This is a genomic window from Actinoplanes sp. NPDC049598 (assembly GCF_040675435.1).
Classification (GTDB): Bacteria; Actinomycetota; Actinomycetes; order Mycobacteriales; family Micromonosporaceae; genus Actinoplanes.
This window is the reverse complement of record NZ_JBFAOX010000007.1, coordinates 178165-203798: the sequence shown is the minus strand read 5'-3', so window position 1 is coordinate 203798 and position 25634 is coordinate 178165. Positions and strand designations below refer to the sequence as shown.

Genomic DNA, 25634 nt, shown 5'->3' with positions numbered 1-25634 from the left:
AGCTGGGCCGAGCTGGGCTGGGCCGAGCTTGGCCGAGCTGGGCTGGGCCGGCCGGGGGGGCCGGACTGGCCGGGGCTCGGGCTGGGCCGAGCTGGGCCGAGCTGGGCTGGGCCGAGTTGGGCCGGGCCGAGCTGGGCTGGTCCGGAGCTAGGGTTGGCCGGGCTGGGGCCGGAAATATCCGGCACAGCCACGTTTCTCGACCCCGCCTACCGCCTGAGTGGACGGCCGGATATGACAACGCCGCCGTTACAACGAGGAAGGCTCAGCGGGTGCTGGCGCGGACCACGATGTGGGCGGCCGGGGCCTCGTAGACGGCCGGGGGGACGCCGTTCATGGCGTCGAGGACGGCGCCGGCCGCGAGCTCGCCGATGCGGGCCACGTCGTGGCTCATGGCGGAGAGGGCGGGCACGGCGAGCTGGCACTGGGCCGAGTCGTCCCAGGCCACCACCGAGATGTCGGCCGGCACGTTCAGGCCGCGCTCGCGCAGCGTGTCCAGCACGGCCAGGGCCATCAGGTCGCTGTCGCAGACCACCGCGGTCGGTTTCGCCTCCAGCAGCTCGGTGATGGCGGCGCGACCCGACTCGTACGAGTAGTCGCCCTCCGCGTGCAGCACCCGCACGTCGCGGGCCTTCGCCTCCTCGTCGGCGCCGGTCCGGCGCAGCTGGGTGTGGGCGAAGGCGGGCGGGCCGCTGATCCGGCCGATCACCCGGTGGCCGCGTTCGGCCAGGAAGCGGATCGCCTCGCGGGCGAAGCCGAGGTCGTCGGTCCAGACCGTGGGCAGGCCGGAGGCGGTCGAGGGAGCGCCGATCACCACCGCCGGCAGCCCCAGCCGCAGGACCAGGCCGACCCGGTCGTCGTCGGGGGCCAGATCGGTCAGCACCACGCCGTCGACCCGGCCGTCGGCGGCCCAGCGCTCGTACGTCTCCGCCTCGGCCTCGCTGTCGGTGACCACTTTCACCAGGACGGAGACGCCGGCCGGGGTGAGCATGCGCTCCAGGCCCTCGAGAAACTCGTGGTAGTACGGCTCCTCGCCGAGCACCTTGGCCGGGCGCGCGAGGACCAGACCGACCCGCCGCCGCTCCTGATGCACGTCTTCCTCCTGGTCGTCTCGCCCGAAGCGATACCGTACCGCCATGGCTCGTCGAGAAGCGCCCGCCGCCGGTCCGGGCAGCCGTGCCCTGATCGTGGACGTCATCCGCTCGGCCGGCGCGATCAGCCGGGTCGAGCTGGCCGAGCTGACCAGCCTGACCCAGCCTTCCATCTCCAACATCGTCCGGGACCTGATCGCCGACGGTGTCGTCCACGAGACCGGCACCACGGCCGACTCCGCCCGCGGCAAACCCCGCAAGCTGCTCGCCCTGCAGGCGGCCAACCGGTTCGGCATCGGTTTCCAGCTCGGCCCCGAGTCGATCACGTGCGTGGCCATCGACCTGACCGGCGGGGTCGTCGGCCGCGAGGTGGTCCCGCTGGACGATTCGCCTCTTCCCGACCTGCTGGCTGTACGCTTCGACGACTTCACCGCCGCCCTTGACCTGCCTCTCGATCGCATCGAGGGCCTGGCCGTGGTCGGCCCGACGGCCCGGCCCGGGCACGAGGCCGACTACCCGGACTGGAAGACGGGCCGGGCCGAGCTGGCCGACCGGCTCAAGCTGCCGGTGCTGGTCGAGAACGACGCGGCCGCGGCCGCCCTGGGCGAGTTCTGGAGCCGCCGGGTGTCGCGCGAGCAGACCTTCGGCAGCGTCTACCTGTCGACCGGGATCGGGGCCGGCCTGGTCTTCGGCGGGTCACTCTTCCGGGGCGCCAGCTTCGACGCCGGCGAGCTGGGTCACCTCTCCATCCAGTACGACGGGCGGCCGTGCCCGTGCGGCAACCAGGGCTGCGTCGAGCGGTACGCGTCGATGGCGGCGACCGTCGAGGCGGCGCGGGCCGACCCCGAGCTGGCCGCCCGCCTGCCCCTCGACGGCACTCTGTCTTCCGCCTACGACGCCATCGCCCAGGCCGCGGTCGGCGGCCACGTGGAGGCGTTCGCCGTGGTCGACCGCGCCGCCGGCCACCTCAGCGTGGCCGTGACCTCGATGGTCAACCTGCTCGACCTGGGCCGGGTCGTGCTCACCGGCCCCGGCGTAGCCGTCGCCGGCTCCATCTACGCTCGCCGCCTGCGCGCCCACCTCGCCCGCACCGCCCACGCCCGCCGCCGCCACGAGATCGCCGTCGAGCTGTCGGCCCAGCCCCGCGACGCCGCCGCCATCGGCGCCGCCGCCCTGGTCGTCCAGGCCTCGATCGCCCCGGGCCACTAGCCCGCCCGGGTTAGAAGCCCGGGAAGACCGCGCGCAGGCCGTCCAGGGTGACGTTGCCGGTCACCTCGACACCGGCCGGGGTGTGGGCCGGGGACAGGCGGCCGGCCAGCAGGCGCAGGGCCGCCTCGAGGGGGCCGGTGAAGGTCGCGGTCGGGGCGGCGGCCTCGGTGGTGAAGCGGGCGCCGTCGCCCAGCACGATGAAGTAGGGGGTGCCGGCGATCTCGACGACGGCCGGCTCGCTGATGGCGTCCGGCTTGGCGATGAAGCCGAGGAAGAAGCTGAGGTTTCCGGCCAGGTGCTCGGCCAGCACGGCGGCCGGCTCCGGGGCGAGGGCGGCTTTGGGGTCGGCGGCGACGCGTACGTCCCAGCCGTGGTGAACCACCTCGCTCAGCCGCATCCCGGCGTAGGCGGCCAGCGGCAGCGGCTCCGGCAGGAAGCCCGGGTTGATCGCGAGCTCGGCCTGCTGCTCCGGGGTGAGCGCCTCGAAGGCGGCCACCAGTTTGGCGTTGGACTCCACCGAGCCGGCCGCCTGCTTGTCGGGGCTCAGCGCGTTCCACCGGTCCCACACGCTCTGGTTGAAACCGGGCCCGGGTGCCTCGGCCTCGCCGGTGCCGCCCCGCAGGCCGGCCAGCGTGATCTCGGCGCCGCTGCCCAGGTGGGACAGGACGTCGGCCACGGTCCACTCGGAGGCGCCGGACGGCCCCTCGATCTGCGCGGGCGTCAGGGTGGCGACCACCGACGCGAGGTCGTCGTGCTCGGAGCGCAGGGCGCCGATCGTACGGGCGGCGAGAGTTGTCATGCCGAGAGCCTAGTGACCCATCCTTGATCCTCTTCGCTCCGAATCCCCGGCGGAAAAAGATTCTGCGGACGGACCAATCCGGCGGACTTCCCGTACCGAATCAAAGCCGTACGAACCAACTCGGAGGAGTAAATCTCATGCGTGCACCGAAGCTCGTAGCCCTCACCGCCGCGACCCTGTTCACCGTCTCGCTGGCGGCCTGTGGCAGCGACGACTCCACCGACAACAGCGCCGCCCCCGCCGCCGCGCCGACCATGGCCAGCGCCGCGCCCAGCATGTCGAGCGCCCCGATGACCGACTCGACGGTCAACTTCGGCAGCGGCTGCGCCGCCGTGCCGGCCGACCCGGCCAACAAGGGCAGCTTCCAGGCCATGGCGCAGGTGCCGGTGGCCACCGCCGCCTCGGGCAACCCGCTGCTGTCGACCCTGGTCTCGGCGGTCAAGCAGGCCGGGCTGGTCGACTCGCTCAACTCGGCCGACGGCGTCACCGTCTTCGCGCCGACCAACGACGCCTTCAAGAAGATCCCGGCCGCCGACCTGAAGAAGGTGCTGGCCGACAAGAAGACGCTGACCGACATCCTGACCTACCACGTGGTGCCCGGGAAGCTGACCCCGGCCGACCTGGCCGGCGGCCACAAGACCCTGGAGGGCAAGGACCTGATGGTCAGCGGCTCCGGCACGGACTTCAAGGTGAACGGCGCGGCCTCGGTGATCTGCGGCAACGTGCAGACCGCGAACGCCAACGTCTACATCGTCGACTCCGTCCTGATGCCGAAGAGCTGATGCGGCGCCTCCTGCGCGGCGCCCTGGCCGGGGTGCTCGCCGCGGGTCTCGGGGTCGCGGTCGCGGAGTTGTTCGCGGCCGCGGCCCGGCCCGGGGCGGGCCCGCTCGTGGCCGTCGGCGGCGCGGTCATCGACGCCACGCCCACGGCGGTCAAGGAATGGGCCGTACGAGAGCTCGGCACCCACGACAAGCCGGTGCTGCTCGCCTCGGTCGGCCTCGTGGTGGCTCTCTTCGCCGCGCTGGTCGGCGTTCTCGGACAGCACCGCCGCGCCCTGGTGGCGGCCGGCGCGGCGGTGCTCGGGGTGGCCGGTGCGGCCGCGGCTCTGTCGCGGCCGGCCGGCACGCTCCCCGACGCCGTACCGTCGGTGCTCGCCGCGGCGGTGGCCGGTGCGACCCTGTGGTGGCTGCTGGGCCCTGTCGCTTCGGAGAGCCGGGACCGGCGGTCGTTCCTCAAGGGCGCGGCGCTGGTGGCCGGCGCGGCGGTGCTCGCCGAGGGCGGCGCCCAGGTCCTGCGGCGCACGGTCGGCCGGGTCCGCACGGACCTGCGGCTGCCGGCGCCCGCCTCGGCGGCCAAGCCACTGATCCCCGGTCTGATGACCCCCACCGCCGACTTCTACCGCGTCGACACCGCGCTGACCGTGCCCCGGATCGACCCGGACACCTGGTCGCTGCGGATCCACGGCATGGTCGACCGGGAGCTCCGGCTATCCCTGGACGACCTGCTGGGCCGGGCCCTGATCGAGCGCGACATCACCCTGAACTGCGTGTCCAACGAGGTCGGCGGCCCGTACATCGGCACCGCGCGCTGGCTCGGCGTACCGCTGGGGTCGCTCCTGCGGGAAGCCGGCCTGCGGGCCGGGGCCGATCAGATCGTGGCCCGGTCGGCCGAGGGCATGACCATCGGCACGCCGGTGGCGACCGCGCTCGACGGCCGCGACACGATGCTCGCGGTCGCCATGAACGGCGCGCCGCTGCCGCCCGAGCACGGCTTCCCCGTGCGGATGCTGACCCCCGGGCTGTACGGCTACGCGGGCGCCTGCAAATGGGTCACCGAGCTCGAGCTGACCACGTTCGAGGCGTTCGACGCGTACTGGGTCGAGCGCGGCTGGGCCCAGCAGGGCACCGTCCGCACCGCCTCCCGCATCGACAAGCCCCGCCCGTTCGCCCGCCCCGCCGCCGGCCCGGTCACCGTGGCCGGCGTGGCCTGGGCCCAGCGCCGGGGCATCGCGAAGGTGGAGGTCAGCGTGGACGGTGGCCCGTGGCAGGCGGCCGAGCTGCTGCCCGTGCCGTCCGTCGACACCTGGGTGCAGTGGCGGCACACCTGGACGGCGAAGCCGGGTCCGCACTCGCTCGCCGTGCGGGCCACCGACGGCACCGGCGCCGTGCAGACCCAGGACCGCGCCACGCCGTTCCCCAGCGGGGCCACCGGCTGGCACACCATCACCGTCACCGTGATCTGAGACGGACCCATCCGCGGCCGGCCCGGCTCCGAATCCCTCTCGCGAACAGAGGGGGGTGACCATGACCGACGAGGTGATCGGCGGCCGGTACCGGTTGCTGGAGATCGTCGGCGAGGGCGGGATGGGCCGCGTCTGGCGGGCCCACGACGAGTTGCTGCAGCGGGTCGTGGCGGTCAAGGAGGTCACGTTCCTGGGCCCCCAGGTCGTGCGCGAGGCGCGGGCGGCGGCCCGGCTCGACCATCCGGGCGTGGTCCAGGTCTTCGACGTGACCTGGTACCGCGACCGCTCCTGGATCGTGATGGAGTACGTACCCTCCCGCTCGCTGCAGCAGGCCGTCCGCGACGACGGGCCGCTGCCCCCGCGCGAGGTGGCCCGGATCGGGTCGCAGGTGCTGGCCGCGCTGCGCTCGGCGCACGCCGCCGGCGTCCTGCACCGCGACGTCAAGCCGGGCAACGTCCTGCTCGCCGCCGACGGCCGGGTCGTGCTCAGCGATTTCGGCCTGGCCACCTTCGGCGAGCGGGATCAGGGACCCGACCCGCTGATGGGCTCGCCGCTGTTCGTCGCGCCCGAGCGGGTCCGTGGGGCCGAGGCGGGCCCGGAGGCCGACCTGTGGTCGCTCGGCGCGACGATGTACGCCGCGGTCGAGGGCCGGGCGCCGTTCGACCGCGGCGACACCGACGAGTCCCTGCGGGCCCTGCTCGACGAGGAACCGCACCCGGTCCGCCGGGCCGGGCCGCTCGGCCCGCTGCTGCTCGACCTGCTCGACAAGGACCCGGCCGACCGGCCGACCGCCGCCGAGACCGAGGCGCGGCTGCGCGACACCGGGATCTGGCGGGGCCGGGCGACGGTTGCGGCCCCGCCCCGGCGCCGGCCGGCCGCCCGCTACGTCGTGGCCGGCGCGGCCGTCGCGCTGCTGGCGGCCGGGGGCGTGGTTCTCGCCGCCGCGGATCACCGGGCCGAGGCCGAGCGGCCCGCCGCGACGGCCGCGACGGCCCCGATCGCGCCGGCGGCGATCGGCGCCCCGGCGAGCCTGTGCGGCGCCGGCGCCGAGGAGCAGGCGATCGCCCCGGCCACCACCGCCGTGCCCGCGGGGCTGCCGGCCGGTTGGGTCTGGTTCCGCGACCCGGCCGGCTTCTCGCTCGCGGTGCCCGCCGGTTGGCGCCGCTCCACCACCGGCAACGACGTCTGCTTCAGCGCCCCGGGTGGGCGGCGCGCCTTCACGGTGACCGTCTCGGCGGTCGTCACCCGGCAGCCGCTGTCCTACTGGCAGGCCCGCGAGAAGGCCGGCGGCCGGCCCGGCTACCGGCGGATCAGCATGGGCGTGCTGCTGATGCGGCGGGGCGGGGCCGACTGGGAGTACACCTGGCGCCCCGACTCGGCCACCACGTTGCACGAGCGCCGCGTCCTGCTCGCCGTCACCGACGACCGGTCCTACCTGCTGCGCTGGAGCGTCCCCGCCGCCGACTGGACCGCGACCCAGCCCCAGCAGCGACAACTGGTCGACCTGTTCGCCTCCGCCCGCTGAACCCCCTCACCGCGAAGGAATCTCATGAGACTGATCCCCGCCCTGGCCGCCGCCGCCCTCCTGGTGCTGGCCGCCCCCGCTCCGGCCCGCGCCGACGAGAGCGTGCACGTCAAGCTGCTCGAGCTCAACCACTCGGGCGCTCAGGGCACGGCCACCCTCACCGCGACCGGCGACGGCGGGCTGCGGATCAGCATCCGCAGCACCGGGCTGGTGCCGAACTCGCCGCACGCCCAGCACCTGCACGGCTCCACCATGGGCATGGACTTCCACTGCCCCGACATGTCGGCCGACACCGACGGCAACGGCTACGTCAGCACCGAGGAGGGCATGCCGGCCTACGGCGACATCTTCGTCTCGCTGACCACCCGGGGTGACACGTCGAAGGCGAGCGGGCTGGCCGTCGACCGGATGCCGACCGCGGATGCCGGCGGCAACCTCCGCTACGACCGGACGATCGCCGGGGCCGACCTGCCGCCGGGCACGGTGGCCCACCTCAAGGACCTGCACATCGTCCAGCACGGCGTCGACGCCAACGGCAACCACAAGTACGACCTGGCCGGGCTCGGCGAATCCACGCTGGCCAAGTCGGCCGGCCTGAACGGCATCCCGGAGGAGGCGACCGACCCGGCGCTGTGTGGCATGGTCTCCGGCGCCGCGGCCGGCTCGATCCCGGTCGGCGGGGTGGCCACCGGCGACGGCAGCACCCGGAACGCCGCGGCCACCTGGTACGGCGTCGGCGGCCTGGCCCTGCTCGCCGCCCTGGGCCTGTCGGTCGTTGTGCGCCGGCGTTCCTTCGTCCTGCCGCGCGGATGATCAGCAGTCGAGCCTGGGCCGGCGCCGCCGCCGTGCTCCTCGCCGTCGGCGGGGTGGCGGCGCTCGTCGTGGGCCACCGCGAGCAGCCGGCCGCCGAGCCCCCGGTGACCGTCGCGGCACCGGAGAGCGGCCCGGGGCCGAGCGGCGCCACGGGGCCCGTGAGCACCGACGCCGGCCGGGCGCTCACCCGAGGCGAGCTGCTCCCCACCTCGCCGCCGGTCCGCGTGGCGATCCCCGCGCTGCACGCCGACACACCGGTCGCCGGGCTGGGCTTGGAGCCGGACGGCAGCATGCAAGTACCGTCCGACGCCCGCACGGTCGGCTGGTACACCAAGGCGCCGACCCCGGGCTCGCTCGGCCCGGCGATCCTCGCCGGGCACGTCGACTTCCACGGCAAGGACGGTACGTTCGCCCGGCTGGCCACGCTGCGCCCCGGCGACCAGGTCCGGGTCACCCGCGCGGACGGCGCCGTGGCCGTCTTCGCCATCACCCGGGTCGACCGCTATCCGAAGGACCGCTTCCCGGCCGACGCCGTCTACGGCCCCATCGACCATGCCGGCCTCCGGCTGATCACCTGCGGCGGCGCCTTCGACAGCGGCGCCGGCCACTACGAGGACAACGTCGTCGCCTACGCCGACCTGCGAGCGGTCGCCGGTCGGGAGTGACGGAGATCGCCGTAGCCGGTGTTCAGTCCCGGTCCGGGCCGCCGATGGTTGCGATCGTGGAGTTTCTGCGCGGTCGACCGGGATGGCAGTGGTGGCTGGTGTACGGGAGCGTGGCCGGTGCCGCCTATCTCGCCCTGCCCGATGACAATCCCTGGGGCTGGGGCCTGTACAACGCCTTCGGCTTCGCCTCGGCGGGCGCGGTGGTGCTCGGCATCCGCCGGCACCGGCCGCGCCGGGCCGGGGTGTGGTACTGGTTCGCCGCCGCGCTCGCCATGTGGGCGGTCGGCGACGTCGTGTACGAGCTCCAGTACTTCGCGTGGCACTGGGAGTCGTTCCCGGCCCCGGCCGACGTGCCGTACCTGGCGGCCTACCCGTTGTTCGCGATCGGCGCCTTCCAGCTGATCAAGGGCCGGATCTCCGGCCGGGACCGGGCCGGCCTGCTCGACGCGGCGATCGTCTCGACCAGCCTGTCCCTGCTCGCCTGGTCGTTCCTGATGCGCCCGATCGCGGACGACGAGTCGCTCAGCGTGCTGCAGCGGCTCACCGCGCTGGCCTACCCGGCCGGTGACCTGCTGCTGCTGATCATGGTGGTCCGGCTGCTCACCACGCCCGGCGCCCGCACCGCCAGCTACCGGCTGCTGATCGCCGGGATCGCCGCCATGATGGTCAGCGACATCGGCTACGCCGTGATCAACATGTTCACCGTCTACAGCGACGGCCTTCTCGACGCGGGATGGATCGCCATGTACCTGCTGTGGGGCGCCGCGGCGCTGCACCCGTCGATGCGGGCGCTGTCCGAGGTGGCGCCGGACCGGGCGGAACGGTTCACCACCGGGCGCCTGGCCCTGCTGGCGGTGGCGTCCCTGCTGGCGCCTGCGGTGCTGGTCGTGCAGGGGTTCACCGATCCGGCGACCATCGACTGGGCGGCGATCGCGCTCAGCTCCGTCGTGCTGTTCCTGTTCGTCCTGTGGCGGATGGCCGGCCTGATCTCCCGCGTCCAGGACCAGGCGGCCCAGCTGCGCGCGCTGGCCCACAACGACGCGCTGACCGGGGTGCCGAACCGGCGGGCGTGGGACCTGGAGCTGAGCCGGGAGATGGCCAAGGCGCTGCGCTCCGGCCGGCCGGTGGTGGTCGCGCTGATGGACATCGACCACTTCAAGCGGTTCAACGACGCCCACGGCCACCCGGCGGGCGACCGGCTGCTCAAGGAGGCCGCGGCCGCCTGGCGCGACCAGCTGCGCGCGGGCGACCTGCTGGCCCGCTACGGCGGCGAGGAGTTCGGCGTCCTGCTGACCGGTCAGTCGCTGGAGACGGCGGTGGCCGTCCTCGACCGGATGCGCGCGGCCACCCCGCACGGGCAGAGCTTCTCGGCCGGGGTCGCGCTCTGGGACGGCCGCGAGATCCCGGAGCAGCTCGTCGCCCGGGCCGACGAGGCGCTGTACGAGGCCAAGCACGCGGGCCGCGACCGGGTCGTGCCCGCGCCGGCGCTCACACTCCAGGGTTGAGCAGGTCGCCGGCGGGCGGGGTGGGCGGAGCGTCGCCCGCCCCGGCCGGGGCCGGGCTCATCCATTCGACCAGCAGCACGGTGGCGTCGTCCTGCAGCCGGTCGTCCTGGTAGTCGAGGATGGCGTGCACCAGCCGGCGGGTCGTCTCGGGCGGGGGCAGCTGGTCGGCCACCGCCTTGACCGCGAAGTCGACCAGCCGGTCGACGCCGAACTGCTCGCCCTCCGGCGAGCGGGCCTCGATGATCCCGTCGGTGTAGAGCAGCAGCCGGTCGCCCGGCTCGAGGGCCTGTTCGACCACCACCGGCGGGCGCTGGTCGCCCAGGGTCACCGGCAGGGCGGTCGGGGTCGGGAGCACCTTGCTGACCTTGCCCTGCCGCAGGACGATGCCGCCCGGGTGCCCGGCCGAGATGACGCGCAGGGCGCCGGTGCGCTGATCCAGCTCGGCCAGCACGGCCGTGATCATCCCGAACCGGTCGTGGTCGCGGACCGAGGCGTCGATGTGGTGGTACGTGGCGGTCAGGTCGAGGCCGGCCCGGCGGGCGTTGCGGTACGACGCGAGGGCCAGGGACGCGAGCATCACCGACCGCATGCCGCCCGACGAGCCGTGCCCGGTCGCGTCGAAGAGCGCGAGGTGAGCCGTGTCGCCGTTGACCGCGTAGTCGAACGCGTCGCCGCCGACGTCGTAGCAGGGCTCCAGGATGCCGCTGATCATCAGGTGGCCGGTGGAGAAGCTGAGCGGGGGCAGCTGGGCGCGCAGCATCTCGGCCGCCAGGCGCATCGGCTGCCGCCGGCGTACGTCCTCGATGGTGTCGCTGTAGAGGCTGCGCGTGACCAACAACTCGGCCAGCAACGAGGCCACGGTCACGCAGTTGTCCACGAGGCCGTCGTCCGGGGCGGCGTCGAACGTCGTCTCGAGCACACCGAGGCGCTCCGCGCCGTCGAGCAGGGGCAACAGCAGCCGTACGCCGGTGTCGGTCTCCGCCGTGTACGGGGTGACCATGGAGTAGGCGTGCCCCGGCAGCGTCCCGTCGACCGCCACCGGCGTTCGCGGTGGCGCCGAGCCGCCCGCCAGCGGGAGGAGCACACGCTGCTGATGATCGACAACGTAGATCACCATGGCGGTCGCCCCCACGGCCGAGGCCGCCCGCATCGCCATCTCCGGCAGGTCCTCGGGCCGGGCGTGATGCGACTGGCGCAGCATCTGCCGCAAGAAGTCCAGTTCGCTCATCGTGGTCCTAGTGCCACCGCCGGGCCCAGCGCAAACATGACGTTGCTCTGGGAGCGCTCCCATGCAACGATGGCCATCACTGGATTTCGGCTCCCCCACCGAAGAAACGGAGTCCAAGTGCGCTCACTCAGATCCCTGATCGCGGCCGCGGCCACGACCCTGACCGCCGCCGGCTGCCTGGTCGCGGCGGCCGTCACGGCCGGGCCGGCGGCGGCGTCGACCGGCACCGGCTACCTGCACACCAACGGCAACAAGATCGTCGACAGCACAGGCGCCACGGTCCGGCTGACCGGCATCAACTGGTTCGGCATGGAGACCGACAACAAGACCTTCCACGGCCTGTGGTCGAGCAACCCGTGGCGCTCGCAGATCGACACGATGGCCGGGCTCGGCTACAACACGCTACGGGTGCCGTTCTCCGACGACGCGCTCAAGACCGGCGCCACCGCCAGCGGCATCAACGACTTCACCAACCCGGACCTGGTCGGGCTGTCCCCACTGCAGATCCTCGACAAGGTCATCGACTACGCCGGCACCAAGGGCATGCGGATCATCCTGGACCGGCACCGGCCGACCGCCGCCGGCCAGACCGCCCTCTGGTACACCGCCGCCGTGCCCGAGACGACGTGGATCGCCAACTGGCAGGCCCTGGCCCGCCGCTACGCCGGCAACCCGACCGTGATCGGCGCCGACCTGCACAACGAGCCGCACGCCGAGGGCACCAACCCGGCCGCCACCGGCGCCTGCTGGGGCTGCGGCGACCAGGCCCGCGACTGGCGGCTGGCCGCCGAACGCGCGGGCAACGCCATCCTCTCCGTACAGCCCAATTGGCTGATCTTCGTGGAGGGCGTCAGCTGCCCCAGCGGCGGCCTGTCGAACGTCTGGGACAACGACCCCAGCAACGACGAGGACTGCGGCTGGTGGGGTGGCAACCTCTCCAAGGCCGGGCAGTTCCCGGTCCGTCTGGACGTCGCGAACCGGCTCGTCTACTCACCCCACGAGTACGCGACGTCCGTCTATCACCAGGCCTGGTTCGACGACCCGAGCTACCCGGCCAACATGCCGGCCATCTGGGACAAGTACTGGGGCTACCTGTACAAGCAGAACATCGCCCCGATCATGATGGGCGAGTTCGGCACGACCCTGCAGAACAACATCGACAAGGTGTGGCTGCAGAGCCTGCTCGCCTACACGGGCACCGGCGTCAACGGCATGTCGTTCACCTACTGGTCGTGGAACCCCAACTCGGGCGACACCGGCGGCATCGCCAACGACGACTGGACCACCGTCAACACGGCCAAGCAGGCCATCATCCAGCCCTACCTGATCGCCCCCGTCGGCGGCGGCGGTCCCACCGGCGGCCCGACCACTCCGCCCCCCGCCACCGGCGGCTGCACGGCCACCTACAAGCAGGACAACGCCTGGCAGGGCGGGTTCCAGGGCTCCCTGACGGTCAAGAACACCGGCACCGCCGCCGTCAACCCGTGGCGCGCCGCCTGGACCTGGCCCACCGGCGTGACCCTCTCCAACGGCTGGAACGCCACCGTCACCCAGTCCGGCACCACCGTGACGGCAGCAGCCCCGAGCAGCAGCCCCACCCTGGCCCCCGGCGCCTCCATCACCATCGGCTTCGTCGCCAACGGCACGGCCTCGGCTCCGAGCGCGGTCAAGCTCGGCAGCACGGTCTGCTCCTAGGACCGTCGGCCGGGGCGTGGCGGCGCCCCGGCCGACGTCCCGCCATCCCACCCGGCGTGGCGCGAGTCCGATGCCGGACGCAGAGGGCCGGCGTGGTGGTTGCGGGTCGCAGACTGGGGGCGTGGCCGACGACACAGGCGCTTCGGAGGCGGCGGGGCTCAGTCCGACGGCATTTGCGATCCTGGCCAACGCGGCCGCGGTGCTGGGCTTGGCCGGCGGGCTGGTGTACAGCCTGGTCGCTCTTGGGTACGACCGGTTCTACGAAGCCCTCGGCATCTCGCCGGGTGACGTCGGCGTGGATCAGCGGCAGATCATCTCGCACACGACCATCGCTCTGGCGATCTTCCTCTTCCTGCTGGCCGGCGTGTTCGCTGTCGCTCAGGCGGCGTTGTCCTGGTTCTTCCAGGAGACGTCCGCGATGGTCACCATGTCGGTCAGCGTGGCCGTGGTGGCCGGCATCGGGCCGATTCTGCTCGGCGTGACGATGGCGCCGGTCCTGTTCGCGCGGCCATTCGTGAAGACCACGGTCATCGTGACGGCGACGGTGCTGGCCACCGCGATCCTCACGGTCGTGCTGCATCGTTTCGCCGGGAGCCCGGCCCGGAGACGGGCACTCGTTCTGCTCTGGGTGGCGGCAGCCACCTTCGTCTACAGCCAGGGCATTCAGTTCGCCACCAATCGCATGGCCGGGCTCGCCGATCGAGTGATCGACGGCCATCCGATACCGCCGGCGGGACTCACTTTCGTTTTCGACGTGCACGCCGATCCGGTCTGCATCCGTGCGGGGAAGGCGGTCTTCTACGCGCTCTATCTGGGGGAGAACGACGGCTGGGTGGCGTTCTACCGACCGAGCGAGTCCCGCACCGTCCGGCGGTCCCGCGAGGGTCTGGAGCTCTCGTTCATTCCCGCGACCGGTCCGCCGGGGCCGCGCTGCACCTGACACCAGTGGGCACGCCTGAGCGGCGGAGACGAGGGGCTTTCGGCCCTGCACCGGCGCCGCACCGGCGAGCGACGATGAGGAGACCCGGAACCGGAGCAGGCGCGGAAGGGGTGGCGGTCGTGAACGTCGCGGGGAAGATTCGGTGCGCGGTGGGGCGGCATGCGGGGCAGTGGACCAGTCCCGGCCGCCGCTGTGAGAGCGTCCGGGTCTGCGAAGTGTGCGGGCGGACCGACGAGCGGGTCCAGCACGGCTGGGGCGATTGGGTCCTGGACGGGTGCGAGCGGGTCCGGCATTGCGACCGGTGCGGGACCACCGATTCGTGGCCGGAGCATGACTGGGGCCCTTGGCGATATGTGAACACGGAATTCAACTCGCCGCAGGAGCGCACCTGCCGGCGGTGCCGCACGACCGAGCGGACCTCACCCACCTACCGCTGAGCGTTCCGGCGGGCCTGACGAAACACCGGCCGCCCTCTACCATCGGGCGGATGAGTCCCCGGAGTCTTACCCAGGCCGAGGCGGAGCAGCGGGCCGCGCTGATCGCCGTGGAGCGTTACGACGTCGCGATCGACTTCACCGGGCTGGTCGACGGTGACGCGGTTGACTGCGTGTCGACCGTGACCTTCACCTGTCGCGAGCCCGGTGCGGCCTCCTTTGTCGACTGTGTGGCGCCGGTGGTGGCGGCCACGCTCAACGGGGAGCCGCTGCCGGCGGCGGTCGACGGGCGGATCGCGCTCGAGGGGCTCCGGGAGCGCAACACGCTGCGGGTCGAGACCCGGCAGACCGACACCACCGACGGCGCGGGCGTGCACAAGGCGGTCGACCCGGCCGACGGCGAGGTGTACGTGTGGACGACCTTCGCGCCCGACGAGGCGCGCTACCTGTTCGCCTGTTTCGACCAGCCGGATCTGCGGGCGCCGCACGCGTTCACCGTGACCGCGCCCGCGCGCTGGACGGTCGCCTCCAACTCCGGTGACCCGCGGATCGACGAGGTTGACGGCGGGCGGCGCTGGGTCTTCCCGGACACGCCGTCGCTGGCGACCTACAACACCGTGGTCAATGCCGGTCCGCTGCATGAGGTACGCCGTCAGATCAGCGGCCACGATCTGGGGTTGTTCTGCCGCCGCTCGCTGGCGTCGGTGCTCGACCGGGACGCCGATCAGATGTTCACGATCACCGAGCAGGGCCTGGCGTTCTTCGCCGGCGTCTTCGGCATGCCGTTCCCGCAGCGCAAGTACGACCAGGTGTTCATGCCCGACTTCGGTGGCGCCATGGAGAACTGGGGCTGCGTCACCTGGGAGGACTTCTTCCTGCGGCGCTCCGAGCCGACCCCGGCCGAGCAGGAGATGCTGGCCGTGGTGATGCTGCACGAGATGTCGCACATGTGGTTCGGCAACATCGTGACGATGCGCTGGTGGGACGACCTCTGGCTGAACGAGGCGTTCGCCGAGTTCGCCTGCTACTGGGCGGCCGAGCGGGCCACCCGGCACACCGACGCCCGGGTCGGCCTGCTGGCCGGTGGCAAGCTCGCCGCGTACCGGGCCGATCAGAGCCCGATCTCGCACCCGATCCGGCAGCCGGTGGCCGACGTGGCCGAGGCCGCCGCGATCTTCGACGAGATCACCTATCCCAAGGGCGCCTCGGTTCTGCACCAGCTGATGACGTACGTGGGTGAGGAGCACTTCGTCGCCGGGATGAAGACGTATTTCGGCCGGCACGCGTGGGGCAACACGACCCTGCAGGATCTGATCGACGCCTTGGCCGAGACGTCCGGCCGTGACCTCGACGCGTGGCGGGCGGGCTGGCTGGAGACGGCCGGGACCGACCGGTTCACCTTCGACGGCTCGACGCTGACCGGGCGCGGCCCGGCCGGTGACCCGCGGCCCCAGGTGCTGGCCGTCGGGGCGTACAGCCGGGGCCCCGAAGGTTTTGACCGGATCGCGGTGGAGCGGGTCGAGGTGCGGGGCGCGGAGACCGCGGTGGAGCTGCCCGCGGGCGCCGATCTCTATCTGGTCAACGACGAGGACCTGACGTTCGCCACCACGCGCCCGGCGGCCGCCGAGCGGGAGACGCTGATCGGTGACGCGGCCGGGCTGCCGACGCCGGTGGCGCGCGGCGTCGCGGTCGCCACGGTGTGGGACATGCTGCTCAACGGGGAGGCTACGCCGGCCGAGGCCGTAGGCTTCCTGACCGCCGTGCTGGCCGCGGAGACGTCCGACGCCGTGATCGAGCCGTACCTGCGCCTGGCCGGGGACGCCGCCGAGTTCTGGGCCGGCGAGGCCGACCGGCCCGAGCTGATGGCCCAGTTCTTCGCGACGTGCGCCAAGCTGGCCGAGCAGCCGGCCCGGCGGCAGGTGGCCCTGCGCGGCATGGTCCGCTCGGCGCCCGACCTCGAGGCCGTGGCCGCCCTGCAGATGGGCGCCGACCCCGACCTGCGGTGGCGCTGCCTCATCCGCGCGGCCGAGCTCGGTGGCGAGACCGACGCCGAGGTGGCCGGCCTGCTCAAGGACGACCCGGATCCGGACGCCGGCCATCGCGCCCTGGCCGTGCGGGCGGCCCGCCCGGACGCCGCCGAGAAGGCCGCGCTGTGGCAGATGATGGCCGTCGACCGGGCCGTGCCGATCAGCGCCATGCGCGCGGTCGGGACGGCGTTCTGGCGGCCGGGCCAGGAGGATCTCCTGGCCGGCTACGGCGAGAAGTATCTGAGCCTGCTGCCCACCTTCGAGCGTGGCGGCATGGTCCCGGCGATGGTCTACTCGAGCCTGTTGCTCCCCCGCTTCGGCGTCACCGCCGACTTCCCGGCCCGGGCCGCGGCGGCCGCCGCCGACGTCGCGCCGGTCGTCCGGCAGAGCGTGCTGGAACACTCCGACACGCTGCGCCGGATGCTCCGGACCCGCGGGTGAGACGGCTGCTCGAGGCCGAGATCGAGCCCGAGCTGCATCGCGGCCTGCAAGACCTGCTGGCGTCCTGTTTTCCCGGTTATCCGGAGCGCAGCTATTTCAAGCTGCCACCCCACTTCCGGTGGGTGGTCACGGATGGCCCCACGGTGACGGCGCAGCTCGGGGTCGAGCTGCGCGTGATCCGGGTGGGTGACCGGGTCCTGCGCACGTTCGGGGTGGTCGACCTGTGCGTCCGCGAGGACAGCCGCGGCCAGGGCCTGGCCGGCCGCCTGCTCGACGAGGTGGTCGGCTACGCCGCCGCCTGCCGGATCGACTTCGTCATCCTGTTCGCCGACGAGGAGGGCCTTTACCGCCGCCACGGCTTCACCCGGGTCGGCAATCCGCTGAGCTGGGTGAAGATCAACGACCACCACGTGATCGGCCTCGCCCATTCGGTGACCCCGCACGAGTTGATGGTCCGCCCGGTGGGCGACGCGGCGTGGCCGGCCGGCGAGATCGACCTGCTCGGCCACGTCTTCTGAGAATTCACACCGCCGGGTTTCTCGTTCTCGGAACGTCCACCCGTTCGGGCGAGCCATTCTGGCTTTCCCTTCCGAATGATCGAGTGTAATAGCTTTCGGCTCATGATCCTTTTGCGAAACCTGTAAGAGGCGACAAGCCGACACTATCGAGGGTCGTCACCGGGGCCGCCTGTGGGATACGGTAATTGTCCGGATCTCGTGAGGATTATGGAGACTCTGTGGTCACGATTCCTCAACAACGAACCAGCACCGAACACCGCCAGCCGGTTTCCCTCATTCTGACCAGCGGAGACGACGGCGATCAGTTCATGGTGTGGGGCGAGCACGATCGGTATTCGCTGCCTCGGCTCAATTTACCGGCACGAGCGTACGACGACCTTTCGGAATGGATTAAGAGCGAAGTAAAAGAACAATTGAAGCTGGATGTCGAATACATCGGCCTGGCCGATCTCAGCGCGAAACTCGACGACGCGGTAATCATCGCCGAGGTCGCCGCTCCGGACACGCGGCAACCGCCGCAGGACAGCCGGCTCCGGTTGATGACCCTGGCCGATCTGCGGCAGAGAAGATCGACGGTGGAGCGCCTCGACCTGATCGAGCTGGCGCACCGGCGGCAGACCGCGGAGTCCTCGGCCCCGGCCATCGGCGCCATGATCGAGAGAGCCCTGACCAAGTCGATCAGCTATCTGGACCAGCACCTCTGCAGCGAGGACGACTACTGGGGCTGGTCGCAGTACTTCGACGGGAAGACCGTGGGTGTCCTCTCCACCGCCCAGGGCATCCTGGCCCATCAGTACTCCGGCCGGCCCGAGAGCATCGACGAGGCGGTCCGCTCGCTGGAGGACATGCAGAACCCCGACGGCGGCTGGCAGGTCCGGCGGGCCCTGATCGGGCGGCCGAGCGAGGTCTCCATCACAGAGAGCACCTGTTACGGCCTGATGGCCCTGCTCGAGTCGGGCCGGGCGCCGATCGACGAGCGGATCGGCCGCGCCGCCACCTGGCTGGAGTCGATCCAGCGCAGCGACGGTGGCTGGCCGTCCTCGGCCGGCGCGGAGCACACCCACGTCGTGCCGACCGCCCTCGCCGTGCGTGTGCTGAGCGCCTGCAAGCGCCTCGACGCGGTGGCCAAGGGCGTCTCCTGGCTGCGCCGGGAGCAGGACGAGGACGGCGGCTGGGCGGCCGGCGCCCGGCAGAGCGGCCAGGGCACCTCGGCCGCGTACACGGCCCACGCGGTGATCGGGCTGCTCGCCTCCGGCACCCCGCAGCAGGACGAAGCGATCACCCGGGCCTGTGACTACCTGCGCGCCCACCTGAACGCCGAGGCCGAGGAGCCGTGGCCGCCGACCTCGATCAACACGGTCGTCGACAGCTCGACCTCGACCCGCATGGAGTTCCGGCACTTCGCCACGCCGTGGGTGCTCACCGCCCTGGCCGAGGCGGGCCACGACCTGGGCGACCCGGCGGTGCTGACCGGCGTTCGCCGGCTGCTCGCACTGCAGGACACGGACGGCTCGTGGCGCTGCTCGCTGACCGCGCACGGCTCCAATCCGATCTGGACGCTGCACGACGCCGTGCTGGCGCTGCGCTCGGTGCTGACGGCCAACTCGCGCCGGATCCCGCTGATCGTCACCTCCAGCTACCGCGAGCACGAGCGCGAGCTGATGGAGAGCGCCCTGGCCTACGTGACGAGCTCGACCGGCATGGTCCGGACCCAGAAGTTCCGGCATGTCTCCCTGCAGTACGCCTGGCTCTCGGCCGTCACCGTGGCCGTGGCCATCGTGGCCGCCTCCCAGGCCGGGCTGCTCGAGGGGCTCACTTCGAGCTCGGCCTTCCGGCACGTCGGGTCCGTGGTCATCACGGCCGTCGTGGCCGCGGTGAGTGCCCTCGCCCCGCCGATTCTCGCCGAGGAATACAAAATCCGCCGTAACCGGAAGAGGAGTACTGAAATGGAGAACAAATAGTGACCACCGACCAAGCAGTCGCCGTCACCCTCCCGTCGCGGCAACTTTCCGCGGCCCGGCGGGCCGTGCACGCCGCTGCCGCCGCCATCCGGGCCGAGTTCGGCGTCCGGGAGATCACCGCCTACAAGGGGCCGTCGGACGTGCAGCTGAAGGCCGACCTGGTGGCTCAGCGCACCATCATCGAGATCCTCAGCGAGGAGTTCCCGGACTACGGGATCGTCTCCGAGGAGGGCCTGGACACCAGCTGGCCCGACACCCGGCACACCTGGCTGGTGGACCCGCTGGACGGGACCAACAACTTCGGCTACGGGATCGCGCACTGCGCCATAGCCATCACCCTGTTCTCGGGCTCGCGCATCGTGCTCGCGCTGGTGTTCGACCCGATCCTGGGCCGGGAGTACTCGGCCACCACCGGCCCCAGCGGTCCCGGCGGCCGGCGGCCCCGGACCGATCTCGCGCACGCGACCCTGTCCCTGGTGACCGGGTACTCGCGCTCGGCCCGCGACTACGGCCGGCACGCCGAGCGCCTGCTGACCGACCGCTGCAAGCGGATCCTCAACCTGTGGGCGCCCGCGCTCGACCTGGCGCTGGTGTCCACCGGTGCCCTCGACGGCATCGTCTGCATCGACGCCAAGCTCCTGGACGTGTGCGCCGGCCTGCATCTCCTGGAGGCCTCGGGCGCCTGCGTGGTCGGGCCGGACGGGCGGCGGCTGACACCGACCCGGGATCTCTGGGAACAACCCGTTTCGTTCATCGCCGCGGCGCACCCCGAGCTCGCCAAGGATCTCCTCGCTGCGGTGAACCTGACAGCAGGGAGCAGACATGCGGGCCGGAAGAAGATCTAGAGCACCGCTCATCGAGGCCGTGAACTTCCACGTCTGGCAGCCGTGCAACATGCACTGCCGCTACTGCTTCGCGCAGTTCAAGGACGTCCGGCACAGCGTCCTGCCCGAGGGTCATCTGCACGAACACGAAGCCGTCGAAGTGGTGAAGAGGCTCGCCGGCGCCGGGTTCACGAAAATCAACTTCGCCGGCGGCGAGCCGATGCTCTGCCCGTGGCTCCCGGAGCTCATCGAGACGGCGAAACGCCACGGCGTGACCACCTCGGTCGTCACCAACGGCTCGCAACTCGAACCGGCCCTGATCAGCAGCCTGGCCGACATCCTCGACTGGTTGGCGATCAGCTTCGACAGCGTGCTGGACCGGACGTTGCTGACCATCGGTCGCGCCACACGCGGGCGGCCGATCCCCCGGGAGCACATCGAGCAGATGGGCCGGCTCGCCGTGTCGTACGGCATCAGGTTGAAGATCAACACGGTGGTGAGCCGGGCCAACCGGGCCGAGTCGCTGGCCGCCTTCATCCTCGCCACCCGGCCCGAGCGGTGGAAGGTGATGCAGGCCCTGCGCATCGCCGGGCAGAACGACGCCGGGATGGCGGCCATGAGCGTCACCGCGGACGAGTTCGACGCCTTCGTCGCCCGGCACGAGATCGTCCGGCGGCACGGCGTGCACATGGTGGTCGAGCGGTGCGACGACATGCTCGGCAGCTACGCCATGGTCGATCCGGCCGGCCGGTTCATCGACAACGTGGACGGCGTCTACGCCTACAGCGACCCGATCCTGTCGGCCGGGGTGGCCGGCGCGGCCGCGCAGGTCCGCCTCTTCCCGCAGCGGTTCCTGCGCCGGGGCGGCCGGTACGACTGGCGCCGCCGGCCCGAATCCTGCCCGGCGCCCACCGTCTGACTACTTCCGGGCCCGCAACATGCCGGCCTCGGTCGTGACCGTCAGGAAGCCGTGGGCCGAGATCTTCCGCGCGACCTCGTCGCGGACGTAGTCCAGCGCCACCCGGCTCACCTCCCGGGCGTCCGCGGTCGACTCGAGGAAGCCGACGACCGGCTCCACGTCGGGCACCTGCAGCGCGTTGGCGTGCACCAGCACCTCGACGTCCCGGAACCGGCCGGAGAGCAGCTTCTCGCCGCTCTCGAAGCCGAACCGCTCCGCGTCCGAGACGCGCCCACCGCCCATCCCGGCCCGGCGGGCCAGGTCGACGATCTCCTCGACGTGGCGGTAGCCGTTCGTGGTGGCGAACAGGGTGCCCGACGGCCGCAGGACCCGGGCGATCTCCGCGACGGCCCGCTCGCGATCGTCGACGTGGTAGAGCATGTGATTGGCGATCACCGCGTCGACCGAGGCCGGCCCCAGCGGCAGCCGGGTGACGTCGGCCAGCAGGAAAGCGGCCGGCCGCCACGGGCCCTCGCGCAGTCGCCGGTCCGCCCCGGCCAGCATCCCCGGCGAGAAATCGGAGAGCGTGACCCGCCAGCCCGCGGGCACGCGATCGGCGTTGCGCTGCCACAGCGCCCCGGTGCCGCAACCGACCTCGAGAACGACGGCGTCCGCGGGCAGGTCCATCTGGTCGAACACCCACCGGTGCCAGCCGACCGGGTTGACGCTGTAACGGTCGTGCAGGGAGATCCGCGCGCTCAGACGGGCCGGCGAACCGTACTGCGAACGTCTCAGGTAGGCCGGGTCGTGCAGCCGTCGGTCCGGCATCTCTCTCCTCATGAGCCACGGAGCCTGATCGGAGGGGAGTGTAGGTCAGCCCGGTCACCCGGCGACCGGGACACGACCGGCCTCGAGCGCGATGTCACCGGAAACGGGGAGTTCCGGCGCGGGCCGGCCGAAGTGGTAGCCCTGGGCGAGGCGGTAGCCGAGGCGGTCCAGGCGGTCGGCCTGGTCGGCGGTCTCGACGCCCTCGGCGACGGCGGTCATGCCGAGGCCGTTGGCGATCTCGATGAGGGCGCCGGCGATGACGGCGGACCCGCCGGGGGTGGCGATCTCGTCGATGAACGACTTGTCGACCTTCAGGATCTGGGCCGGGACGGTGCGCAGCAGCGTCAGCGACGAGTGCCCAGTGCCGAAGTCGTCCAGGGCGATCAGCACGCCCAGCGCCCGCAGATCGTGCAGGGCCTGGAGGGACGGGCCGCCGTCGAGCACGGCCGTCTCGGTGACCTCGATGGTCAGGCAGCCGGCGGGCAGGCCGCTGTCGGCCAGGGCGGCCGCGACCATCTCGGCCAGCCCGGGGCGGGCCAGCTGGCGCGGGGAGACGTTGACGCTGATCCGGCCGGGCGCGTCCGGGCCCAGGGTGGCCCGCCAGGTCGCGGCCTGGTGGCAGGCCGCGCGCAGGATCCAGGCGCCCAGCTCGACGATCACGCCGGTGCGCTCGGCGATCGGGATGAAGACGTCGGGTCCGATCGGGCCCCGTACGGGATGGGTCCAGCGCACCAGCGTCTCGACGGCGATGAGCCGGCCGTGCGGCAGCTCGACGATCGGCTGGTAGACCAGCCGGAAGTCGCCGGCGTCGAGTGCGGTCCGCAGGTCGGCCCCGAGACTGGCCTCCTCGTGGGCCGTCGCGTCCAGCTCCGGGGTGTACCGGCACGGTTCCCCGTCGTCGGCCGCCGCGAACACGGCGATGTCGGCCCGGCGCAGCAACTCCAGCGGCTCGCTGGTGTCGCCGGCCTCGGCGTAGCCGATGCTCACCCGCATCAGCAGGGCATGGTCGCCGGCCGTGGTCGGGACGGCGAAGGCGCGGGCGATCCGGTTCAGCACGGCCGGGGCGCCGGCCGCGTCCGGGACCAGGACGGCGAACTCGTCACCGCTCATCCGCGCGGCCAGCCCACCCCCGCCCGCCGCCTTCTCGATCTTGCGCGCCAGGGCGATCAGCAGGCGGTCGCCGACCGTGTGCCCGTACTGGTCGTTGACGTTCTTGAAGCCGTTGACGTTGATCCGGACCACGGCCGGGCGGCCCGCGCCGAGCGCCTCGGACAGCCGGCGCAGGAAGTGCCGCCGGTTGGCCAGGCCGGTCAGGTCGTCGTGCAGGGCCAGGTCCTCCAGCTGGCCGGCCTGCCGCTGCACCTGCCGCACGAAGCCCGACATCCGGGCCGCGACGAGCAGGAAGAGCACGATCGCGCCGGCCGCCACCGCGTACAGGTCGCTGTTGTGCCGCATGGTGGCCGGGACGAACAGCAAGGCCGGCGCGAGCAGCGAGCTGGCCGTCAGCGTGACCAGCCGGCGACGGCCGAGCCCGGTCGGCCGGGCCCGGTCGACCGGGGCGGTGCTGGGCGCCATCGACGGGTGCAGGGCGGCCACGCCCCACAGCACGTACGACATGAGGTAGAGCGCGTCCAGCGGGTTGCCGCCGTCGTACGACGAATACTGGTTCAGCACGGCGTACACGACGTCGGCGACCAGCATCAGCAGCGCGGCCGCCCCGAGCAGTTTGGTGCTGACCGTGCGCTGGCCGCCACCGGTGAACAGCCGGGCCACCAGGGCCAGCAGCAGCACGTCGGCCGCCGGGTAGGCGGTGCCGATGAGCCGTTCCAGGACGGAGCCGGCCTCGGCCGCGATCGGGTGCAGCACGAAGACGCCGAAGACGAGCCCGACGCCGGTCGCCAGGATGGCGGCGTCGATCAGACCGGCCAGGTCGCGGCCGTGCCGCTCGCGCACCAGCAGCACCAGGCCGGCCGCCAGCAGGGGGTAGCAGGCCAGGTAGAAGATGTCGGCCGGCGACGGGTACGGGCTGAGGTGCAGCACGTACTCGTAGATCTCCCAGATCACGTCGCCGATGACGAACATGAGCTGACCGGCGGCGAACAGGTACCACATGGCCGGCCGGGCCGGGCGGAACAGGCGTACGCCCACCACCATCACCACCGCGTAGACCAGGCCGACGGCGTTGTAGACCAGGCTCTGGGCCAGCCCCTGCCGGGGCAGCAGGAAATAGCCACCGACCACTACGACGCCCACGACCAGGGCCACCCACCATGCCCGCCGCTGACTCACCACATGGTTGCTGATCGGGAGCCGCCGCCGGGACTTTAACCAAAACGCAGAACGGCGTGCACCGACGAGACGGCGCTCGCCCCCTCGCCGACCGCGGTGGCCACCCGCTTGATCGACCCGGCCCGCAGGTCGCCGACGGCGAAGACCCGGTGGGCGCTGGTCTGGAACGACAGCGCGCTCTCGGTCCGTACGAAGCCCTTGTCGTCCTTGTCGATGCCGGTCAGCCAGGCCGACTCCGGTTCGGCCCCGATGAAGCAGAACAGCGCCCGGCAGTCCTGCTCGTCGCGCCGGCCGCCGGGGCCGTGGATGGCGATCGCGGCCAGGGTCGCGTCGCCGGTCAGGCCGCCGACGGCGCTCTCGCAGCGCACCCGGATGCGCGGGTGGGCCCGGATCCGGTCGGCCAGGTAGGCCGACATGCGGGCGCCGAGGTCGGCCGAGCGCAGGATCAAGGTCACCGCGGAACCGCGGGCGGCCAGCGACAGGGCGGCCTGCCCGGCCGAGTTGGCGCCGCCGACGACCGTGACCGGCCGGTCCTCGAAGCCGCGGATGTCCAGCTCGGTGGCCGCGTACCGGATGCAGCCGGCCTTCTCGAACTCGGCCCAGCGCTCGAGGTCGAGGCGGCGGTAGCGGGCGCCGGTGGCCGCGATCACGGCCCGGGTCTCGATGTGGGTGCCGTCCTCGAGCTCGACCACCGGCCGCTGCTCGGCACTGGTGTCGAGACCGGCCACCCGGCACGGCGAGTAGATCCGCACCCCGAACTTGAGCGCCTGGACCATGGCCAGCCGGGTCAGCTGCTCGCCGCTGACCCCTTTCGGGAAGCCCAGGTAGTTCTCGATGCGGGCGCTTTTCGCGGCCTGCCCGCCGAGGCCGCTGCCGTCGACCAGCACGGTGGCCAGCCCCTCGGAGGCCGCGTAGACGGCGGCGGCCAGGCCGGCCGGTCCGGCGCCGACCACGACGACATCGGGCGTACGCCCGTCCGCGCGGTACGTCATGCCGAGGCGCTCCGCCACCACGCCCGGTGTCGCGTTGCGCAGCACGGCCCCGTTGAGCAGCGCGGCCGGCAGGTCGTCGTCGCCGACCCCGACCGCCCGCATCACCGCGCCGCCCGCGACCGAGCCGGCGTCGAGCCACGAGTGCGGCAGCAGCATCCGCGTCACGTAGGTGCGCAGCGCCAGCGTCTCGCTCGCGTCCGGACGGCCGATGATCTCCAGGGCGCTGCCGACCGCCGACCGCAGGATTTCGCGGCGCCGCCGGAACGTCTCGATCAGCACGTCGGCGATGTCGACCTGCTCGGCCAGCACGCGGCGCAGCGCCGCCCGGTCGACGCGCACGACCGAGCCGGCCCGGACCACGCGCACGGTGGCGAAGACCTGCTGCCCGGTGAGCAGGCTCAGCTCGCCGAGGAAGTCGCCCGGCCCGCGCCGGTAGACCAGGTGCTCGGGCTCGTTGACCGTCCCCTCGCGGATGACCTCGACGGCCGCGGTGCGCAGCAGGAAGAGGTCGTACGAGTCGTCGCCCGTGGAGTAGAGCCGGCGGTCCGCTTCGGCCCACTCCTCGACGCCGTACCGCGCGAGACGCTCGAACTGCTCGTCGTCGAGGACGCCCTCGTCAGCCATGGCCATGGCCGCAGATTAGGAGGACCGGCTGAACAAGTTGTGTATCGACGAATTTCTATGGATAAAGTGACGTCCGGCACAATCCCCCG

The 25634-nt window shown here is 72.3% G+C and carries 20 protein-coding genes; 14 read left to right on the top strand and 6 right to left on the bottom strand.

Annotated elements, in window-relative coordinates:
* Nucleotides 1-262: 262 nt before the first annotated feature.
* Nucleotides 263-1090 (bottom strand): substrate-binding domain-containing protein, encoded by an 828-nt coding sequence (locus AB0J66_RS18495; RefSeq protein WP_364661674.1) that lies wholly within the window; start codon nucleotides 1088-1090, stop codon nucleotides 263-265.
* A 43-nt stretch (nucleotides 1091-1133) separates the two neighbouring features.
* Between AB0J66_RS18495 and AB0J66_RS18490 the strand changes: the two genes are divergently transcribed.
* A complete protein-coding gene (locus AB0J66_RS18490) occupies nucleotides 1134-2297 on the top strand; it encodes an ROK family transcriptional regulator (protein WP_364661672.1) in 1164 nt (387 codons plus the stop codon).
* A 10-nt stretch (nucleotides 2298-2307) separates the two neighbouring features.
* Here the strand turns inward: AB0J66_RS18490 and AB0J66_RS18485 are convergent, their stop codons facing one another.
* Nucleotides 2308-3096 (bottom strand): maleylpyruvate isomerase family mycothiol-dependent enzyme, encoded by a 789-nt coding sequence (locus AB0J66_RS18485; protein WP_364661669.1) that lies wholly within the window; start codon nucleotides 3094-3096, stop codon nucleotides 2308-2310.
* Between the two features lie 137 nt (nucleotides 3097-3233).
* Here AB0J66_RS18485 and AB0J66_RS18480 point away from each other — a divergent pair, with 137 nt between their 5' ends.
* From AB0J66_RS18480 to AB0J66_RS18455, 6 genes are all read left to right on the top strand, one after another.
* Nucleotides 3234-3878, top strand: a complete 645-nt coding sequence (locus tag AB0J66_RS18480) for a fasciclin domain-containing protein (protein ID WP_364661667.1) — start codon at nucleotides 3234-3236, stop codon at nucleotides 3876-3878.
* Nucleotides 3878-5338: a molybdopterin-dependent oxidoreductase gene (locus AB0J66_RS18475; protein ID WP_364661665.1), complete on the top strand. Its 1461-nt coding sequence runs from the start codon at nucleotides 3878-3880 to the stop codon at nucleotides 5336-5338. Before AB0J66_RS18480 ends, AB0J66_RS18475 begins: the two co-directional genes overlap by 1 nt.
* Before the next feature lie 61 nt (nucleotides 5339-5399).
* Nucleotides 5400-6863, top strand: a complete 1464-nt coding sequence (locus tag AB0J66_RS18470; protein ID WP_364661662.1) for a serine/threonine-protein kinase — start codon at nucleotides 5400-5402, stop codon at nucleotides 6861-6863.
* 24 nt (nucleotides 6864-6887) lie between these two features.
* The gene (locus AB0J66_RS18465; protein WP_364661659.1) at nucleotides 6888-7676 is read left to right on the top strand and encodes a hypothetical protein; all 789 of its coding nucleotides are present in this window, start codon (nucleotides 6888-6890) and stop codon (nucleotides 7674-7676) included.
* Nucleotides 7673-8341 (top strand): class F sortase, encoded by a 669-nt coding sequence (locus tag AB0J66_RS18460; protein ID WP_364661658.1) that lies wholly within the window; start codon nucleotides 7673-7675, stop codon nucleotides 8339-8341. The genes AB0J66_RS18465 and AB0J66_RS18460 overlap by 4 nt, the downstream gene beginning before the upstream one ends.
* Nucleotides 8342-8397: 56 nt before the next feature.
* Complete coding sequence (locus AB0J66_RS18455; protein ID WP_364661656.1) at nucleotides 8398-9846, top strand: GGDEF domain-containing protein; 1449 nt, start codon at nucleotides 8398-8400, stop codon at nucleotides 9844-9846.
* Here the strand turns inward: AB0J66_RS18455 and AB0J66_RS18450 are convergent.
* Nucleotides 9830-11074, bottom strand: a complete 1245-nt coding sequence (locus AB0J66_RS18450; RefSeq protein WP_364661653.1) for a PP2C family protein-serine/threonine phosphatase — start codon at nucleotides 11072-11074, stop codon at nucleotides 9830-9832. The two genes, AB0J66_RS18455 and AB0J66_RS18450, sit on opposite strands and share 17 nt — an antisense overlap.
* A gap of 117 nt (nucleotides 11075-11191) precedes the next feature.
* Between AB0J66_RS18450 and AB0J66_RS18445 the strand changes: the two genes are divergently transcribed.
* The 7 genes from AB0J66_RS18445 to AB0J66_RS18415 all read left to right on the top strand — a co-directional run bounded on the left by AB0J66_RS18445 (nucleotide 11192) and on the right by AB0J66_RS18415 (nucleotide 20833).
* On the top strand, nucleotides 11192-12769 hold the full coding sequence (locus AB0J66_RS18445) for a cellulase family glycosylhydrolase (RefSeq protein WP_364661650.1): 1578 nt from the start codon (nucleotides 11192-11194) through the stop codon (nucleotides 12767-12769).
* Between the two features lie 121 nt (nucleotides 12770-12890).
* Nucleotides 12891-13709, top strand: a complete 819-nt coding sequence (locus AB0J66_RS18440; RefSeq protein WP_364661647.1) for a hypothetical protein — start codon at nucleotides 12891-12893, stop codon at nucleotides 13707-13709.
* Between the two features lie 487 nt (nucleotides 13710-14196).
* Nucleotides 14197-16611, top strand: a complete 2415-nt coding sequence (gene pepN, locus AB0J66_RS18435) for an aminopeptidase N (RefSeq protein ID WP_364661644.1) — start codon at nucleotides 14197-14199, stop codon at nucleotides 16609-16611.
* Complete coding sequence (locus tag AB0J66_RS18430; protein ID WP_364661642.1) at nucleotides 16608-17129, top strand: GNAT family N-acetyltransferase; 522 nt, start codon at nucleotides 16608-16610, stop codon at nucleotides 17127-17129. The genes pepN and AB0J66_RS18430 overlap by 4 nt, the downstream gene beginning before the upstream one ends.
* Before the next feature lie 413 nt (nucleotides 17130-17542).
* On the top strand, nucleotides 17543-19090 hold the full coding sequence (locus AB0J66_RS18425) for a prenyltransferase/squalene oxidase repeat-containing protein (RefSeq protein WP_364661640.1): 1548 nt from the start codon (nucleotides 17543-17545) through the stop codon (nucleotides 19088-19090).
* A complete protein-coding gene (locus AB0J66_RS18420; protein ID WP_364661638.1) occupies nucleotides 19090-19935 on the top strand; it encodes an inositol monophosphatase in 846 nt (281 codons plus the stop codon). Before AB0J66_RS18425 ends, AB0J66_RS18420 begins: the two co-directional genes overlap by 1 nt.
* Entirely contained in the window at nucleotides 19913-20833 is a 921-nt protein-coding gene (locus AB0J66_RS18415; protein ID WP_364661636.1) for a viperin family antiviral radical SAM protein, read from the top strand. Before AB0J66_RS18420 ends, AB0J66_RS18415 begins: the two co-directional genes overlap by 23 nt.
* On the opposite strand, the gene AB0J66_RS18410 is transcribed toward AB0J66_RS18415, so the two are convergent.
* The 3 genes from AB0J66_RS18410 to AB0J66_RS18400 are packed head-to-tail and all read right to left on the bottom strand — an operon-like array spanning nucleotide 20834 to nucleotide 25551.
* Nucleotides 20834-21640 (bottom strand): class I SAM-dependent methyltransferase, encoded by an 807-nt coding sequence (locus tag AB0J66_RS18410; protein ID WP_364661633.1) that lies wholly within the window; start codon nucleotides 21638-21640, stop codon nucleotides 20834-20836. It abuts the gene before it with no gap.
* A 54-nt stretch (nucleotides 21641-21694) separates the two neighbouring features.
* Complete coding sequence (locus AB0J66_RS18405; RefSeq protein ID WP_364661631.1) at nucleotides 21695-23929, bottom strand: bifunctional diguanylate cyclase/phosphodiesterase; 2235 nt, start codon at nucleotides 23927-23929, stop codon at nucleotides 21695-21697.
* A 35-nt stretch (nucleotides 23930-23964) separates the two neighbouring features.
* Nucleotides 23965-25551, bottom strand: a complete 1587-nt coding sequence (locus AB0J66_RS18400) for an FAD-dependent oxidoreductase (RefSeq protein WP_364661628.1) — start codon at nucleotides 25549-25551, stop codon at nucleotides 23965-23967.
* Between the last annotated feature and the right edge of the window lie 83 nt (nucleotides 25552-25634).